Consider the following 15581-nt stretch of genomic DNA (forward strand, 5'->3'; position numbering starts at 1 on the left):
GTGTAATGCAAAAAGGGCGAACCTTCACAGGTTCGCCCTTTTTTGTGAGCGCACTCACAGGGATTATGGGTTGAAATCGATTCGTGCGTTCAGTGCAAAACCAATGTGGGAGCGGGCTTGCTCGCGAAGGCGGCCTCGCATTCAACATCGCGGTGAACGGACTGACACTTTCGCGGGGCAAGCCCGCTCCCACAGGAGATTGAAGTTGGAATTGGAGTTTTGTGGGCCAGGCTGACCCACATCACTTCAGGAAATCAGTGACGCTCTAGCGCATTCACCAGATCATGGAAGGCTTCACGATTGGTGTCGTTCAGCCCCATGAGGATCTTGTGCGCTTCGAGCACCTTGATCCGCACCACTTCTTCGGACTGATCCTGGTCTGGCAGGTCGTCCAGGCATTCCGGGCACGGCACCGGCTTGTCAACGATGTTGAACACCTGCTCGAAGCCCATGGACTGCAACAGACGCGTAATGTCTTCGTGGGTGGTGACGACGGTCGGCAGCAGGCCGACCTTCTGCCGCGACAGGATCGACAGCTTGGCCAGCAGGCCAAGGGTGGTGCTGTCAATGCTGCGGGTTTCGGTCAGATCGATCACGATCGTGTTGAAATTCAACGCGCTGAAGATCCGCTCAATAGTCGCATCCAACGCCGAACACAGGGTCAGGCGAACTTCACCGACGAACTTCAGGACGAAGGTGCCATCCTGCTCGGCGAACTGGATTCTACCGGTACTCATCAAAGATTCCTGCTCAACACCAACAGGGCGATATCATCCGGCATCTCCCCTAGCGTGGCCAATCCAAAAACCTGCCGCAACCCATCCAGGGTGCCGCCCGCAGCCTTGACCCGTTGGGGCAACGCCGCCTCTTTTTCTTTGAGTGTGGGTTCTGGCAAAAGGTCCAGAATGCCATCAGACATCAGCGTGAGGCTGAACGTCGGTGGCAGTTCCAGCACGTGGTCTTCGTAGGTGGCTTCGTTGAAGAGGCCCACCGGCAGGCCACGCCCTTCCAGATAACGAACACTGTCTGGCGTGTACAACACTGGCAACGGCAGATGACCGCCGATGCTATAGGTCAACAAACCGGTCTCCTCGTCGATGACTCCACCGACCATTGTGACGTGTTTACCCAGCTTACAACTGATCAGGCCCCGGTTGATATGACCAAGAACCTCTGAAGGCTTGAATTCTGGCAAGGTGCCGCTGCGCTTGGACTCGAACAGCAAGCGCGTGGTCATGAACTTCAACAGCACGGTGACGAAGGCTGAAGAGGCGCCATGACCGGAAACGTCCGCCAGGTAAAAGGCGACCCGGCGCTCGTCGACCCGGAAGTAATCGACGAAATCACCCGACAGGTACAGCGACGGGATGATCTGGTGAGCAAACTTGAACTCGTCAATGGTCCAGGGGCTGACCGGCAGCATGTTCATCTGCACCTGGCGACCGGCGTTCTGGTCCTCCTGGAGCAGGTTCAGGCTGGCTTCGAGTTCGCGGTTGGCCTTCTCCAGCTTCTCGCGGTAGCGCTGGTTCTCCAGCAGCAGGCGCGCACGATCCAGGGCCCGGCGCACAGAGTGCTCGAGCACAGCCAGATCTTCGAGAGGCTTGATCAGGTAGTCCGCCGCGCCCAGGCGCAGGGCTTCGACCGCGTCGTTCATCACGCCGGCACCCGACACCACGATCACCGGGGTTTGCGGTGACCGTTCGGTCACCTGGCGAATGAGTTCGAGTCCGCCCATCTGCGGCATGCGCAGATCGCAGATGACCAAGTCGGGCTTGTCTTGCTCGAATACCTGAAGACCCTGCTGACCATTGCTGGCCTGCAAGACGCTGAAACCACTGTCTTCCAAATAGGCGGCGAGGCTCGCGCGCACTACTTCGTCATCATCGATTATCAGCAGCGTGGCACTGGTTTTTGGCATGTGGGCAAACGGCGCCAGAATTAGGTTGGCGTAGCAGGCGGGGACTTTGGCCCGGCACTGACTACTGGATTCGCTTTCTAGCCTCTCTGTCGCACCGCTTTCGGGCATTTGCCCTACACACATGTTCACCAGAGGTGCCCTTCTAAGGCGCAGACGGTACTCCCATCCGCGGGGCGTTTCAAGCTCACGCCGATGGTCGCTTGACGTCTTTATTTGTCAAATCACCGAGAGTTATAAGAACAGGCAAATCCGTAACCCAATGGAAGGTTCGAACCCATGAGTCAAACCCCTCGTGACTACAGCAAAAAGCGCGATGACATCCCCATGCCGGTCTTCGCAGACAAAAAAGGCGGCCTGATGGCCGCCTTTTTCAGTTTATCGGTCGAGATTAGAAATCGTCTTCGACCTGACCGTCCTTGACCTTGAATTCACGGTTCTGCAAGTACGCATTACGGATGAAGGTGTACTTGTCGCCGGTGATCAGCTTCTCGCTCGACAGCAGGTTGGCACGGGTATCGACGATGTCCAGCGCGTAGAACGAGTTACGCACCGGAACGTCGTTTACGTAACGATAAGCACCGGTATAGCTGTCGACGTACTTGGACGGCGCATCACGCAGGGTGCTTGGCCCCAGCAGCGGCAGCATCAAGTAAGGACCGCTGCCGACACCCCAGTAACCCAGCGTCTGACCGAAGTCTTCGTCATTGCGCTGCAAACCCATCTTGGTGCCGACATCAATGACGCCCAGCAAACCGAAAGTGGTGTTGAAAATGATTCGTGCGGTATCAACGCCTGCGGCGCGAGGCTTGGCCTGCAGGATATCGTTGGCCAGGTTACGCACATCACCGATGTTCTGGAAGAAGTTGTGAACGCCGTCTTCGACAAACTGCGGCGCCACGTACTGGTAGCCCTGGGCCAGGGGCTTGAGCGCGTAGGTGTCGATCACGTCGTTGAATTTGTAAATCGGGCGGTTGACGCTTTCCCAAGGATCATCCTCCGTGGCTGCCTGGGCAACGAACGGAACCAGCATCACACTGGCGCATACACAAATCCTGGCTAGATGATTGCTCCAGCGCATAGAAAAAAACTCCTTGGTTTGTACCGGCTCGGGCACTTGGCCCAGGCAATAAGTTGCCAAGTATAAGACGTAAACGCCGTTTAACGCACTTTGCACGAGATCCACACAAACACAATCGTGCCAAGTGTGAGCGATTCACATCCTTGTCATTGAACTGTCACCGTCGCCCACTAGCCTTCAGGCTATTTCAGGGACGTCCACATGCCGCTCGCCGAAGCCTTGCCCCAAACCGCACCCAGCCTGACCGCCGTACTGTTCGGCCTCAGTGGCTGCCTGGTGGATTTCGGCGCGCACACGCATAGGCACGGCAGCCACTCGGCCGAACACGCCGAGGCCACTCCCGGCGCACTGGATAGCCTGCGCAGCTTGCAGCGCCAGCAGATTCCCTGCGCCTGGCTCGATGAACTGCCCCCTGCCCTCAGCCAATCCCTGGCCGCTGCGCTGCCGGAATGGATCAAACCTTCGCAACATCCAGCAACAAACAACCCATGGCCCGCCCCGAATGCCTGCTGGCAAGCCTTGATGACCCTGAACGTCGAGCGACTCGACGGCTGCGTACTGGTGAGCGGCGAACCCCGCTTGCTGCAAGCGGGGCTCAATGCCGGGTTGTGGACCATCGGCCTGGCCTCTTGCGGCTCGCTGTGCGGCCTGGCGCCCGAGCAATGGCAAGCCTTATCCCCGCAGGAACGCGACATCAAACGCGCCAAGGCGACGATGCAACTGTTCGGCCTGGGCGTGCATTCGGTGATCGATCATCTCGGTGAACTCGACACCTGCCTGGCGGATATCAGCTTGCGCCGGCTCAAGGGCGAAAAGCCCTGATCGAGATCATGCACGTTGGGCGCGAGTGGATTAATCTAAAGGTCAGCCATCGACCTTTGGCGCGCCGCCTTGGCGTGCCGCCATGGTCTATGCCAGTGCCTATCGATTAAAGAAGGAAGAACGCCATGCCTGCCCGCGAACTGCAAGAACAGCTCAATGCCCTGCGCGAGCAATTGGAACAGAATCCTCCATTGTCTGAAGCCGAACGCGCCGAGCTACACGAACTGATGCAACAGATCGAGTTGAAGCTTGAGCTCGAAACCAAAACCCAGGATTCCAGCCTCGCCGATGGCGTCAACCTGGCCGTGGAACGCTTCGAACTCGAACACCCTACCCTTGCTGGCACCTTGCGCAACATCGGGCAGGCCTTGGCCAACATGGGGATCTGAACCCTGCTGATAAAAAAAGTCCTGCTATCGCCAGCAGGGCTTTTTCGTTTCTGCGCCTGGCAATACAAATCCCCTGTGGGAGCGGGCTTGCTCCGGGCGGCGCTCCGACGAAGGCGGCTTCACACTCAACGATGATGTTGACTGACCCACCGCTTTCGCGAGCAAGCCCGCTCCCACATTAGATCTTTACTGACGGACCAGACGATGGTTCGGCAGTTGCACCTCTTCAGTGCTGCGATACGGGTTGATATCCAGCCCGCCACGGCGCACATAACGCGCATACACCGTCAGTTTCTCCGGCTTGAGCAACCGCTGCAGGTCGAGGAAAATCCGCTCCACACACTGCTCATGGAAGTCCGAGTGCTGGCGGAAGCTGACGATGTACTCGAGCAGACTCGCGTGATCCAGCGCCGAGCCACGGTACTCCACCGCCACGCTGCCCCAGTCCGGCTGGCTGGTGACCGGGCAGTTGGACTTGAGCAAATGGCTGTGCACGCTCTCCTCGACAATGCGCGAATCATCGCAACGCAGCAGTTCCGGCCGTGGATGCTCGTAGTTGCTGACGCTGATATCCAGCTCATCGATGCACACGCCCGGCAAGGCCACGACGCCTTCGTTCTCGACATCCTTGAGGCTGCGAATACGCACGCCCACCGGCTTGCCGGCAGCCGCCGACAAATCCTTGGCCAGCGTCGCCTCAAGGCTCGCGGTATCGGCGAACGGCGTCTGGTTCAGGGAGTTGAGGTACAGTTTGAACGACTTCGACTCGATGATGTTCGGTGAGTCCGCCGGGATACTGAATTCGCCGATCGCCACCACCGGCTTGCCCGAAGGCAGCAGCCAGGACAGCTCGAAGCAGTTCCAGAAGTCCACGCCTTTGTACGGCAGGGTTTGCGCCGTCAGGCCCAGTTCCGCCCATTTCGCGGTGCGCGGGATCGGGAACAGCAAGGACGGCGTGTAGGTGGCGATGTATTCGCTGGACTTGCCCAGCGGCGAATGTTCGGCTGCGGGATGCATGACGGAAACCTGACTGAAGAATCAGCGGATTCTATCAGCCTTTGCTCCCGCCTTTGAGTGCTTACTGACTGACAGTCAATTTGCCGACCATGCCGGCTTGATAATGACCGGGAATGTTGCAGGCAAATTCAAGACTGGTGGCCTTGCTGAAGGTCCAGGTCAGCTCGGCGGTCTTGCCTGGCTCCACCAGCACGCTGTTGGGGTCGTCATGCTTCATGCCGTGGTCCATTTTGCCGTGATCCATGCCGGCCATGTTGCCGTGGTCCATTGCTTTCATGCCGGTGGGCGTCAGCATGCCGCTCTGTTGCATCTGCAGCATTTCCTGCTGGTGTTTGGCGTGCATCGCCGCATCCCCCAGGTTGAGCTCATGCAACAACTGGCCTTTATTGACCAGCACGAAGCGCACGGTTTCCCCGGCCTTGATGTCGATGGCCCGCGGCGTGAAGGACATGTCCTCCATCACCACCTCGATGCTGCGGGTCGCCTTGGCCGCCGGGGCCGGCTGACCGAAATCGAAGGTATGCCCCGCGTCCGCCCACACCGGCGAACTCAGCGCCAGCAAACACAGGATTTGCGCCACGGTTTTGTGTAAAAACATCGTCATACTCCAACAAGATAAGGCTCAGCATGGGCAAAACTCTAAACTGCTGCCACTGCCCGTAACCTGACAGCCAGATTACAACTTTGTCAGGTTGCCCTGTGCCAATGCTGCCCACGGTATAAAGCGTTCGTTCCACTTGCCAAGAGTCGCCCATGAAACTGCTGATCGTCGAAGACCAACCGAAAACCGGCCATTACCTGCGCCAGGGCCTGGCCGAGGCCGGGTTCAACACCGAACTGGTAGCCGACGGCAACACCGGCCAGCAATTGGCCCTCAGCGGCGAATATGCCCTGCTGATTCTCGATGTGATGCTGCCAGGTCGTGATGGCTGGCAGATCCTGCAAGCGGTGCGCAGCGCCGGCCTGGACACGCCGGTACTTTTCCTGACCGCCCGGGACGCCGTGGAAGACAGGGTTCACGGCCTCGAACTGGGCGCCGATGACTATCTGGTCAAGCCGTTTGCCTTCTCCGAACTGCTGGCCAGGGTTCGCAGCCTGTTGCGCCGCGGCAGCGCCACGCCGCAGGAAACCAGCCTGCAACTGGCCGACTTGCGCCTGGACCTGATCCGGCGCCGGGTCGAACGCAGCGGCCAGCGCATCGACCTGACCGCCAAGGAGTTCGCCCTGCTGGAAATGCTCCTGCGCCGCCAGGGCGAAGTCCTGCCCAAGTCGCTGATTGCGTCCCAGGTGTGGGACATGAATTTTGACAGCGACACCAATGTCATCGAAGTGGCGATCCGTCGCCTGCGCCTGAAGATCGACGATGAATTCCCCAACAAGCTGATTCATACCGTGCGCGGCATGGGCTATGTCCTTGAAGAGCGCCCGGCCTGATGCGCCGCCTCTCCTTGAGCAGCCGCCTGGCGCTGCTGTTTGCCGCGTGCACCGCCGTGGTGTCGTTGTTCGCCGGCGTGCTGTTCAGTCGCGCCAGCGAGGCGCACTTCGTTGAGCTCGACCAGCAACTGCTGGACGGCAAGCTGATTGGCTTGCGTCGGGCCCTGCACGACCTTCAGTCGAGTGACAGCGAGGTGAAACTGGCCGAAGAACTGAGCCGGCAGGCGGACCTGTCCCTGCGAATCACCGGCAGCGACGGCCAGCATTGGTATGACAGCTCGGCCAACATTCCCCAGGCACTGCCGCGCCAGCCCGGGTTATCGACGGTGAGCCATGAGGGCATGGATTACCGCGTCCTGAATGCGCCGCTTTTCGCCGACAAACCCGACTCACCGCAACTGACGTTGCTGCTGGACATCACCCACCACCAGCACTTCCTGCAACGCATGCAGCATCTGATCTGGCTGACCGTCGGCCTGTCAGCCCTGGCCACCGCACTGCTGGGCGCCTGGGCGGCACGCAGCGGCTTGCGCCCGTTGCGGCGGATCAGCGCGGTGGCCAGCGGTGTTTCCGCGCAATCGCTGAACGCGCGGTTGCCTGAGGAAAACATGCCGCCGGAACTGGCGGAAATGTCCCACAACTTCAACGCCATGCTCGGACGCCTGGACGACTCGTTTCAGCGGCTGTCGGCCTTTTCCGCCGACATTGCCCATGAACTGCGCACGCCACTGTCGAACCTGCTGACCCATACCCAGGTCACCCTCACCCGCCCTCGCCCCATCGAGGATTACCGCGAAGCCCTGCACAGCAACCTCGAAGAGCTGCAATGGATGGCGCAGTTGGTCAACGACATGCTCTACCTGGCGAAAGCCGATCACGGGTTGTTAATGCCCAAATGCGAGCCACTGGAACTGGCGGAGGAAGCGGATCTGTTGCTGGAGTTCTTTGCGCCATTGGCCGAAGACGCGCAGGTAAAACTGAGTCGTGACGGCAATGCCCGCATCGAAGGTGACCGCAGCATGTTGCGGCGGGCGCTGTCGAACCTGCTGGACAACGCACTGCGCTTTACGCCGGCCGATGGTGAGGTTCGGGTGCGAATCGTCGATCAGCCAAAACAGTTGCGCCTGACCGTTGAAAACACGGGCCAACAGATTTCCAAAGATTTATTGCCGCGCCTGTTTGACCGGTTTTACCGGGCCGATCCTGCGCGCCGCGAAGGCAGCAGTGAACATGCGGGACTGGGACTGGCGATTACCCAGTCGATCATCCGCGCCCATGGCGGGCAGATTCGTTGTGAATCGGAGATTGGGTGGACGCGGTTTGTGATCGAGTTGCCAAGGGGGGATTGAGGCTGGCAGTACCGGCCTCTTCGTCGGAACGCCGCCCGGAGCAAGCCCGCTCCCACAGTTGACCGAGTTGACTCAGATCTAATGTGGGAGCGGGCTTGCTCGCGAAGGCGGTGTTACTGGTTACGAATATCTCAGCGCATGAGCCGGCTCGATCTTCGCCGCCCGCCAGGCCGGGTAAACCGTGGCCAGGAAGCTCATGACAAACCCCGCCGTGCAAATCAGCGCCACATCCGCGCCTTGCAGCTCGGACGGCAGGTTGCTGACGAAATACACGTCGGAACTGAAGATGTGCTGCCCGCTGACCCGCTCGATCCAGCCCACGATCTGGCTGACGTTCAGCGCTGCAATCACGCCCAACACACCGCCAATCAGGGTGCCGACGATGCCGATCACCGTGCCCTGCACCACGAAGATCGCCATGATCTGCCGGGGCGTGGCGCCGATGGTGCGCAGGATCGCGATGTCCGCGCCCTTGTCGTTCACCACCATGATCAGGGTCGCGATGATGTTGAACGCCGCCACCGCGACGATCATCAGCAACAGCAGGCCGATCATGGTTTTTTCCATCTTCATCGCGCTGAACAGGCTGCCCTGGGTGTGGGTCCAGTCGTCAGCCTTGTAGGCGGCGCCCAGCCCCGTGGCGATGTCGTTCGAGACTTGCGGCGCGGCATACAGGTCCTTCACCGCCAGGCGCACGCTCTGCACCTGATTCGGCTCCCAGTGCTGCATCTGCGCGGCATCGGCCATGTGGATCAGCGCCATGGTGCCGTCCAGTTCGGCGCCCACCTTGAACACGCCGACCACGTTCAGCCGTTGCATGCGCGGGGTAATGCCGCCCGGCGCATTGCTGACTTCCGGCACGATCAGGGTGATCTTGTCACCGACATTCAAGCGGAAACGGCGCGCCGTGATCTCACCGATCACCACGCCGAATTCGCCCGGTTTCAGGGCTTCGAGGCTGCCCTGAACGATGTGCTTGGCAACGATCGACACCTGGCCTTCCAGCGCCGGGTCGACACCGCTGACCTGGATCGGCTGCATCGTGCCCTTGTAGGACAGCATGCCCTCCATCTCTGTGAACGGCACCGCCGCCGTCACTTGCGGGTTTTTCATCGCGGCCGCCGCCACGGGCTTCCAGTCATCAATCGGATTGACGCCGACGATGGTGGCGTGGGGCACCATGCCGAGGATGCGCGAGCTCATTTCGCGCTGGAAGCCGTTCATCACCGACAGCACCACGATCATCGCCAGCACGCCGAGGGCGAGACCGATCATCGAGGTCATCGAGATGAAGGAAACAAAGCGATTGCGGCGCTTGGCGCGGGTATAGCGCGTGCCGATAAAGATCGATAACGGTCTGAACATTCGCTGGGGCACCGTATGGAAATAAATGACCCGACGCCTTTTCAGGCATCGGGTTTAAGCCAATCAGATGGGAGTCAGGCAACCTTCCTGCAGGTGCAGGACGCGATCCATCTGGCGGGCCAGGTTCATGTCGTGGGTCACCACCAGGAATGCCGTGCGCATCGAGGTGCTGAGCTCCAGCATCAAGTCCTGGATCCCCTGGGCGGTGTGGGAATCGAGGTTGCCGGTCGGCTCGTCGAGCATCACCAGGCCCGGATTGTTCACCAGGGCGCGAGCGATGGCCACGCGCTGGCGCTCACCACCGGACAATTCGGCCGGTTTATGCTCCAGGCGATGGCCCAGCCCTACCCGCTCCAGTAACGCCGTGGCACGCTGGCGCGCTTCGGGGATCGCGGTCTTGCCGATCAGCAGCGGCATGCAGACGTTCTCCAGGGCGGTGAATTCCGGCAGCAGGTGGTGGAACTGGTACACGAAGCCGAGGGCGCGATTGCGCAGCAGGCCGCGTTTCTTCTCGCTCAGCGCCGACAGTTCTTCACCGTCGAGCCAGACGCTGCCCTTGGTCGGGGTATCGAGGCCGCCCAGCAGGTTGAGCAAGGTACTTTTGCCCGAGCCTGACTTGCCGACAATCGCCACACGCTCTCCCGGGTGCAACTCCAGTTGCAGGCCGGCCAACACTTCCACCGATTCCGGGCCTTCCTCGTAGGACTTGCCCAGGCTGCGGCAGCTCAAGATTGCTTTATCACTCATGCCCGACTCACTCATAACGTAGCGCCTCCGCAGGCTGGGTGCGCGCGGCACGCCAGGCTGGATACAGGGTGGCGAGGAAACTCAGGACCAACGCCGCGGAGCAGACCATCACCACATCCTGGCTCTGCACCTGCGACGGCAGGTAATCGATGAAGTACACGTCGGCGTTGAGGAACTTGTGCCCGATCAGGCCTTCTAGGGCCGAGATCGCGGCGCTGACGTTCAGCGCGGCGAAGATCCCGACCACGGCGCCGATTGCGGTGCCGACCACGCCAATGACGGTGCCTTGCACCATGAACGTGCGCATGATCGTGCCCGGCGTGGCGCCCAGTGTGCGCAGGATCGCGATGTCGCCCTTCTTGTCGTTCACCACCATCACCAGCGTGGAAATGATGTTGAAGGCGGCGACAGCAACGATCAGCAGCAGCAACAGGCCGATCATGGCTTTTTCCATGCGGATTGCCTGGTACAGGTTACCGTGGGTGCGGGTCCAGTCGCGGGCGTAGAAGCGGTCTTCGCCGAGATCGCGGGCGATGCTCCACGCGGTGCGCGGTGCCTGGAACAGGTCGTCGAACTTCAGGCGCAGGCCCTGGACCTGATCCGGTTTCCAGCGGTGCAGCCGGGCCAGATCCTGCAGGTTGGTGACGCCAAGATAGCCATCGAGTTCACCGGCGCCGACATGGAAGATGCCGACCACGGTAAAGCGCTTCATGCGCGGGAACATCCCGGCCGGGGTCACGGTGACTTCCGGCGCGACGAAGGTCAGCTTGTCGCCAATCGCGGCCCCGAGCTTGGCCGCGGCCTTGTCGCCGATGACGATGCCGAACTCACCCGGCACCAGGTCGTCGAGTTTTCCCTGGGTCATGAATTGATCGATGATCGACACCTGGCGCTCTTGCACCGGGTCAATGGCATTGAGCAGGACCTTCGAGACCTTGCCGTTGTTGGTCAGCAAACCCTGCATTTGCGTAAACGGCGCCACGGCCGTCACCTGCGGGTTCTGCTTGACCTTCGCGGCCAGGCTTTGCCAATCGCTGATGGCCTCGCCGGACTCGATGGTCGCGTGGGGCACCATGCCCAGCACGCGGGTGCGCATTTCATGATCGAAGCCGTTCATCACCGACAACACCACTATCATCACGACCACGCCAAGGGCGAGCCCGATCATCGAAGTCAGGGAAATGAATGACACAAAATGATTGCGACGCTTTGCACGGGTGTAACGCGTGCCGATAAATACGAAGAGAGGTCTGAACATGTCGGGGCTTGTTCGGAGGGAAAAGGAACGTCCTTGTGGCGGGGGTCGATAACCAGCTTTACACTCAGACCACCGCCGCTACCATGGGTTCGCCATGTCGACATTAGATGAAGAAGATCGCCGCGAATACTACCGTATCGAGGATACGATCGCACTGGAAATTCGGCCCCTGTCCGCTTCTGAAGCCACAGGCCAGGAAGTGTTGCAGGATGCTTCCCCACTCTTCAACTTGCTCAGCGAACTGCACCTGAGCGAATTCGAGTCGCAACACCTGTTGCGCCAGATCAGCGAACGCGACCGCAACCTCGCGGCGTTCCTCAAATCCCAGAACAAACGCATCGACCTGCTGAGCCAGGTGATCGCCATCACCGTGCTCGGACAGATCGGCGAACCGCAGCCGGTGATCATTTCCGAAGGCGGCATCGACTTTCAGCATCCATCGCCCCTTGCCGCCGGCGCACGCCTGTCGGTCAAGCTGGTGCTGATGCCGCAAGCCCTGGGCCTGCTGCTGCGCGCCCGCGTCACCCATTGCGACCGCAAGGACGACGGCTATGACGTCGGTACCGAGTTCGAACACCTGACCGACGCCCAACGCCAACTGCTGGCCCGCCACATCTTGCAGAAGCAGGCCCAGGAACGACGCCTGGCCCGCGACCAACTAGAATCAGGCAATTAATTTAAGGAAGAACCGTGACCCTCATCTACGGCCATCGCGGCGCCAAGGGCGAAGCACCGGAAAACACCCTGACCAGCTTTCAGGAATGTCTCAAGCACGGCGTGCGTCGCTGCGAACTGGACCTGCACCTGTCCATGGACGGCGAGCTGATGGTCATCCACGACCCGACCCTCAAGCGCACCACTGACCGTCGCGGCAAGGTCGTCGAACACACGGCGGCCGAGCTGGTGACGTATGACGCACGCAAGGGTGGCCCGGGCTGGATCAAGCCGTGCCCGATTCCGACGCTGGAACAACTGTTCGAGAAATGCGACTTCGATCACTGGCAGCTGGAAGTCAAAAGCGCATCGAGGATGCGTGCCGCGACCACCGTGCTGGCAATCCGTGAAATGGCGCAGCGTCATGGCCTGATGGACAAGGTGACCATCACTTCGAGTTCCCGTGAAGTGCTCAAGGCTGCGCTGGAACTGGTGCCGGACGTGTCCCGCGGGCTGGTGGCCGAGTATGCCTGGCTCGACCCGCTAAAGGTCGCGGCCAGCTATGGCTGTGAGATTCTGGCGCTGAACTGGACCCTGTGCACGCCGGAACGCCTGCAAAAGGCGCAGCGTCAGGGGCTGCATGTGTCGGTATGGACCGTCAACGAGCCCGCGCTGATGCGCAGACTCGCCGACTTCGGCGTTGACAGCCTGATTACAGACTTTCCCGGTTTGGCCACTGCCACGCTCGAGAATTGCTGAAATCGGTCTCCCCGGCCGGCTCAGGCCACCGGCCGGAGCCCGTCAAAAAAGCCGGTTGAGGCCGTCGTACGCAGCTACCCGATAGGCTTCGGCCATGGTCGGGTAGTTGAACGTGGTGTTGACGAAGTACTTCAACGTGTTCAGTTCGCCCGGCTGGTTCATGATCGCCTGACCGATGTGCACGATCTCCGACGCCTGATAACCGAAGCAGTGAACGCCCAACACTTCCAGGGTTTCACGGTGGAACAGGATCTTCAACATGCCTTGCGGCTCGCCGGCGATCTGCGCCCGCGCCATGCTCTTGAAGAAGGCCTTGCCCACTTCGTACGGCACCTTGGCCTGGGTCAGTTCCTGCTCGTTCTTGCCGATCGAGCTGATCTCCGGAATGGTGTAGATACCGGTCGGCACGTCATTCACAAAGCGCCAGCTGCCGTTATCGACGATGCTGCCGGCGGCCGAACGGCCCTGGTCGTGGGCGGCACTGGCCAGGCTCGGCCAGCCAATCACATCACCGGCGCCGTAGATGTTCGGCACGCAGGTGCGGTACGCCTCGTCGACTTCGATCTGGCCACGGCTGTTGACCTTGACGCCGATGTTCTCCAGACCGAGCTGATCGGTGTTGCCGGTACGACCGTTGCACCAGAGCAAGGCGTCGGCCTTGATTTTCTTGCCGGACTTCAGATGCAGGATCACGCCATTGTCCACGCCTTCGACGCGGTCGTAGTCTTCGTTGTGGCGAACCGTGATGTTGTTGTTGCTGAAGTGATAGCTCAACGCCTGGGAGATTTCCGAGTCGAGGAAGCTCAGCAACTGGCCACGGTTGTCCACCAGTTCGACCAATACGCCCAGGCCGCTGAAGATCGAAGCGTATTCGCAACCGATCACGCCAGCGCCGTAAACGATGAGTTTGCGCGGGGTGTGGCCGAGGCTGAGGATGGTGTCGCTATCGTAGATACGCGGGTGGTGGAAATCGATGTCCGCCGGGCGATAAGGACGCGAACCGGTGGCGATGATGATGTGCTTGGCCACCAGTTTCTCGACAACGCCGTTGGCGCAGACCACTTCGATGGTTTGCTCGTCGGCGAAGCTGCCGGTGCCGAAGAACACGTCGACGCGGTTACGGGCGTAGTAGCCGGTACGCGAAGCGACTTGTTTGGAGATGACTTTCTCGGCGCTTTTCAACACGTCCGGGAACGAGAACCAGCGCGGCTCACCAATGGCCCGGAACATCGGGTTGGTGTTGAATTGCATGATCTGCCGCACCGAGTGACGCAGTGCCTTGGACGGGATGGTGCCCAAGTGAGTGCAGTTGCCGCCGACCTGGCGACGGCTATCGACCATCGCCACCTTGCGCCCTGCCTTGGCGGCGTTCATTGCCGCGCCTTCCCCTGCCGGGCCGGAACCCAACACCACCACGTCGTAGTTGTAGACAGCCATGCGTACTCCTCAGAACAGGCCGCGGCACCCTCGGCACCTGCGGCTAAATCACGCCAATGCGTGGCATGAAGGAACAATTTGGGGCCAGTGCAGAACCCGGACACAGTCTATAGAAGCGTCAACGCCGCGCACATTAACCCTTGGTCGCGTCGTAGGCTACTTTTGCCTGCGCTACAACGCCAGTTTTCAATGCTCAAATCGCCGAAATCATTCGGTTTTTTTGCCACTGAGGCGTTCAAAAGCGTGACTGCTGCGTGTGACGAAACCTGTATCGGCACGAATCACAAAAAATGCGCCGATATCGTGTTTTTCTGCGTAGTCCCAACCGCGCTCCGGGCCGAGAATCAGCAACAGCGTCGATAAGCCATCGGCCATCAACGCGGAAGGATGAATTACCGTGACCGATGCCAGGGTGTGTGAGACCGGCGCACCAGTGCGGGCATCGAAGGTGTGGGAAAAACGCTGGCCGTCCTGCTCGAAATAATTGCGGTAGTCGCCGGAAGCGGACAGGCCATAGCCGTCGACGACAATGACCCGATCGGCCACCTGCCGGTCATCCCGCGGCTCTTCCAGGGCAATGCGCCATGGCGAACCGTCAGCTTTCTTGCCGGAGGCCTTGAGCTCGCCCGTAGCCTCGGCGAGGTAGTCGTGGATGCCCATCGTCTCGAGTCTTGCGGCAATCGTGTCCACCGCATAACCGGCGGCGATGCTGTTGAAGTCGACCTCGACGGCGGCGTCCTTGCACAACCGGTCGCCCTCGATACGCAAGTGTTCATGGCCGACGCGCTTGCGGGCTTCGGCGAGGGCTTCGGTGGTCGGGACTTTCTCCCCACGGGCCTGCGGACCAAATCCCCAGAGATTGAGCAACGGCTCCACCGTCAGGTCGTAGGAACCGTCGCTTTGCACTGACAACTGCTCGCCCACGCGGACCAATTCGAGGATCGAGGCCGGCATCGCCTGACAGCGGTTGGCCGGTAATGCATTGAAGCGCTCAATGTCCGAGTCGCTGCGGTAGGTCGACATTTGCCGGTCAATGTCAGCGAGGATCTGCCCGACCTGGACACGGACTTCGTCCGGCGCCGGAAGACCGGCATGGCGTACATACTTGATCGAATAAGTGCTGCCCATGGTCGGGCCGCCAAAGCTTTCGAGGGCGTCGCCGTTACCACAGCCTGATAGTGCGCCGAGCAGCAAAAATGCCACCCCCTGCCACCTGATCAACAATTCCCGAGCTCCCCGAAACATCCCCTGACACGCCGCCAGGGCCAGCCATTATGCGATAGAACTGTGGGAGCGGGCTTGCCCGCGAAGAGGCCATCACAGTCAACATTGATATTTCTGTCAGACCGCTATC

Annotated in this window: 16 protein-coding genes; 6 read left to right on the plus strand and 10 right to left on the minus strand. The window is 60.4% G+C overall.

Annotation, left to right across the window (positions count from 1 at the left end):
* Positions 1-254 precede the first annotated feature (254 nt).
* The 3 genes from rssC to ACM6IT_RS21000 form a co-directional block, all read right to left on the minus strand.
* Positions 255-737: an anti-sigma factor antagonist RssC gene (rssC, locus tag ACM6IT_RS20990; protein ID WP_046038063.1), complete on the minus strand. Its 483-nt coding sequence runs from the start codon at positions 735-737 to the stop codon at positions 255-257.
* Positions 737-1918 (minus strand): two-component system response regulator RssB, encoded by a 1182-nt coding sequence (gene rssB, locus ACM6IT_RS20995; protein WP_056722032.1) that lies wholly within the window; start codon positions 1916-1918, stop codon positions 737-739. Before rssB ends, rssC begins: the two co-directional genes overlap by 1 nt.
* Before the next feature lie 388 nt (positions 1919-2306).
* Positions 2307-2996: a VacJ family lipoprotein gene (locus ACM6IT_RS21000; protein ID WP_056722030.1), complete on the minus strand. Its 690-nt coding sequence runs from the start codon at positions 2994-2996 to the stop codon at positions 2307-2309.
* A gap of 201 nt (positions 2997-3197) precedes the next feature.
* Between ACM6IT_RS21000 and ACM6IT_RS21005 the strand changes: the two genes are divergently transcribed.
* Positions 3198-3818 (plus strand): hypothetical protein, encoded by a 621-nt coding sequence (locus tag ACM6IT_RS21005; protein ID WP_056722029.1) that lies wholly within the window; start codon positions 3198-3200, stop codon positions 3816-3818.
* A 125-nt stretch (positions 3819-3943) separates the two neighbouring features.
* Positions 3944-4207, plus strand: coding sequence for a DUF4404 family protein (locus tag ACM6IT_RS21010; RefSeq protein WP_008053327.1), 264 nt, complete (start codon positions 3944-3946; stop codon positions 4205-4207).
* Positions 4208-4393: 186 nt separating this feature from the next.
* Here the strand turns inward: ACM6IT_RS21010 and queF are convergent, their stop codons facing one another.
* Positions 4394-5224, minus strand: a complete 831-nt coding sequence (gene queF, locus ACM6IT_RS21015) for an NADPH-dependent 7-cyano-7-deazaguanine reductase QueF (protein WP_056722027.1) — start codon at positions 5222-5224, stop codon at positions 4394-4396.
* 61 nt (positions 5225-5285) lie between these two features.
* Entirely contained in the window at positions 5286-5822 is a 537-nt protein-coding gene (locus tag ACM6IT_RS21020) for a plastocyanin/azurin family copper-binding protein (protein ID WP_056722025.1), read from the minus strand.
* Positions 5823-5977: 155 nt separating this feature from the next.
* Here ACM6IT_RS21020 and ACM6IT_RS21025 point away from each other — a divergent pair, with 155 nt between their 5' ends.
* The gene (locus tag ACM6IT_RS21025; protein WP_007995297.1) at positions 5978-6658 is read left to right on the plus strand and encodes a heavy metal response regulator transcription factor; all 681 of its coding nucleotides are present in this window, start codon (positions 5978-5980) and stop codon (positions 6656-6658) included.
* Entirely contained in the window at positions 6658-8007 is a 1350-nt protein-coding gene (locus tag ACM6IT_RS21030; protein WP_414918613.1) for a heavy metal sensor histidine kinase, read from the plus strand. Before ACM6IT_RS21025 ends, ACM6IT_RS21030 begins: the two co-directional genes overlap by 1 nt.
* Before the next feature lie 120 nt (positions 8008-8127).
* Here the strand turns inward: ACM6IT_RS21030 and ACM6IT_RS21035 are convergent, their stop codons facing one another.
* From ACM6IT_RS21035 to ACM6IT_RS21045, 3 genes are all read right to left on the minus strand, one after another.
* On the minus strand, positions 8128-9372 hold the full coding sequence (locus tag ACM6IT_RS21035) for a lipoprotein-releasing ABC transporter permease subunit (RefSeq protein WP_414918614.1): 1245 nt from the start codon (positions 9370-9372) through the stop codon (positions 8128-8130).
* A 63-nt stretch (positions 9373-9435) separates the two neighbouring features.
* Positions 9436-10119, minus strand: a complete 684-nt coding sequence (gene lolD, locus ACM6IT_RS21040) for a lipoprotein-releasing ABC transporter ATP-binding protein LolD (RefSeq protein WP_173677889.1) — start codon at positions 10117-10119, stop codon at positions 9436-9438.
* Positions 10120-10126: 7 nt separating this feature from the next.
* On the minus strand, positions 10127-11377 hold the full coding sequence (locus ACM6IT_RS21045; protein WP_056722020.1) for a lipoprotein-releasing ABC transporter permease subunit: 1251 nt from the start codon (positions 11375-11377) through the stop codon (positions 10127-10129).
* A gap of 94 nt (positions 11378-11471) precedes the next feature.
* On the opposite strand from ACM6IT_RS21045, the gene ACM6IT_RS21050 reads away from it, so the two are divergent.
* Complete coding sequence (locus ACM6IT_RS21050; protein WP_414914701.1) at positions 11472-12053, plus strand: PilZ domain-containing protein; 582 nt, start codon at positions 11472-11474, stop codon at positions 12051-12053.
* Between the two features lie 14 nt (positions 12054-12067).
* Positions 12068-12790 (plus strand): glycerophosphodiester phosphodiesterase, encoded by a 723-nt coding sequence (locus ACM6IT_RS21055; protein ID WP_056722015.1) that lies wholly within the window; start codon positions 12068-12070, stop codon positions 12788-12790.
* A 42-nt stretch (positions 12791-12832) separates the two neighbouring features.
* Here ACM6IT_RS21055 and sthA read toward each other — a convergent pair whose 3' ends face one another.
* Positions 12833-14227 (minus strand): Si-specific NAD(P)(+) transhydrogenase, encoded by a 1395-nt coding sequence (gene sthA, locus ACM6IT_RS21060; protein WP_007984277.1) that lies wholly within the window; start codon positions 14225-14227, stop codon positions 12833-12835.
* A 207-nt stretch (positions 14228-14434) separates the two neighbouring features.
* Positions 14435-15472, minus strand: a complete 1038-nt coding sequence (locus ACM6IT_RS21065) for an FAD:protein FMN transferase (protein WP_414918615.1) — start codon at positions 15470-15472, stop codon at positions 14435-14437.
* Positions 15473-15581: the final 109 nt, after the last annotated feature.

Source organism: Pseudomonas sp. IT-P4 (assembly GCF_949767755.1).
Taxonomy (GTDB): Bacteria; Pseudomonadota; Gammaproteobacteria; order Pseudomonadales; family Pseudomonadaceae; genus Aquipseudomonas; species Aquipseudomonas monachiensis.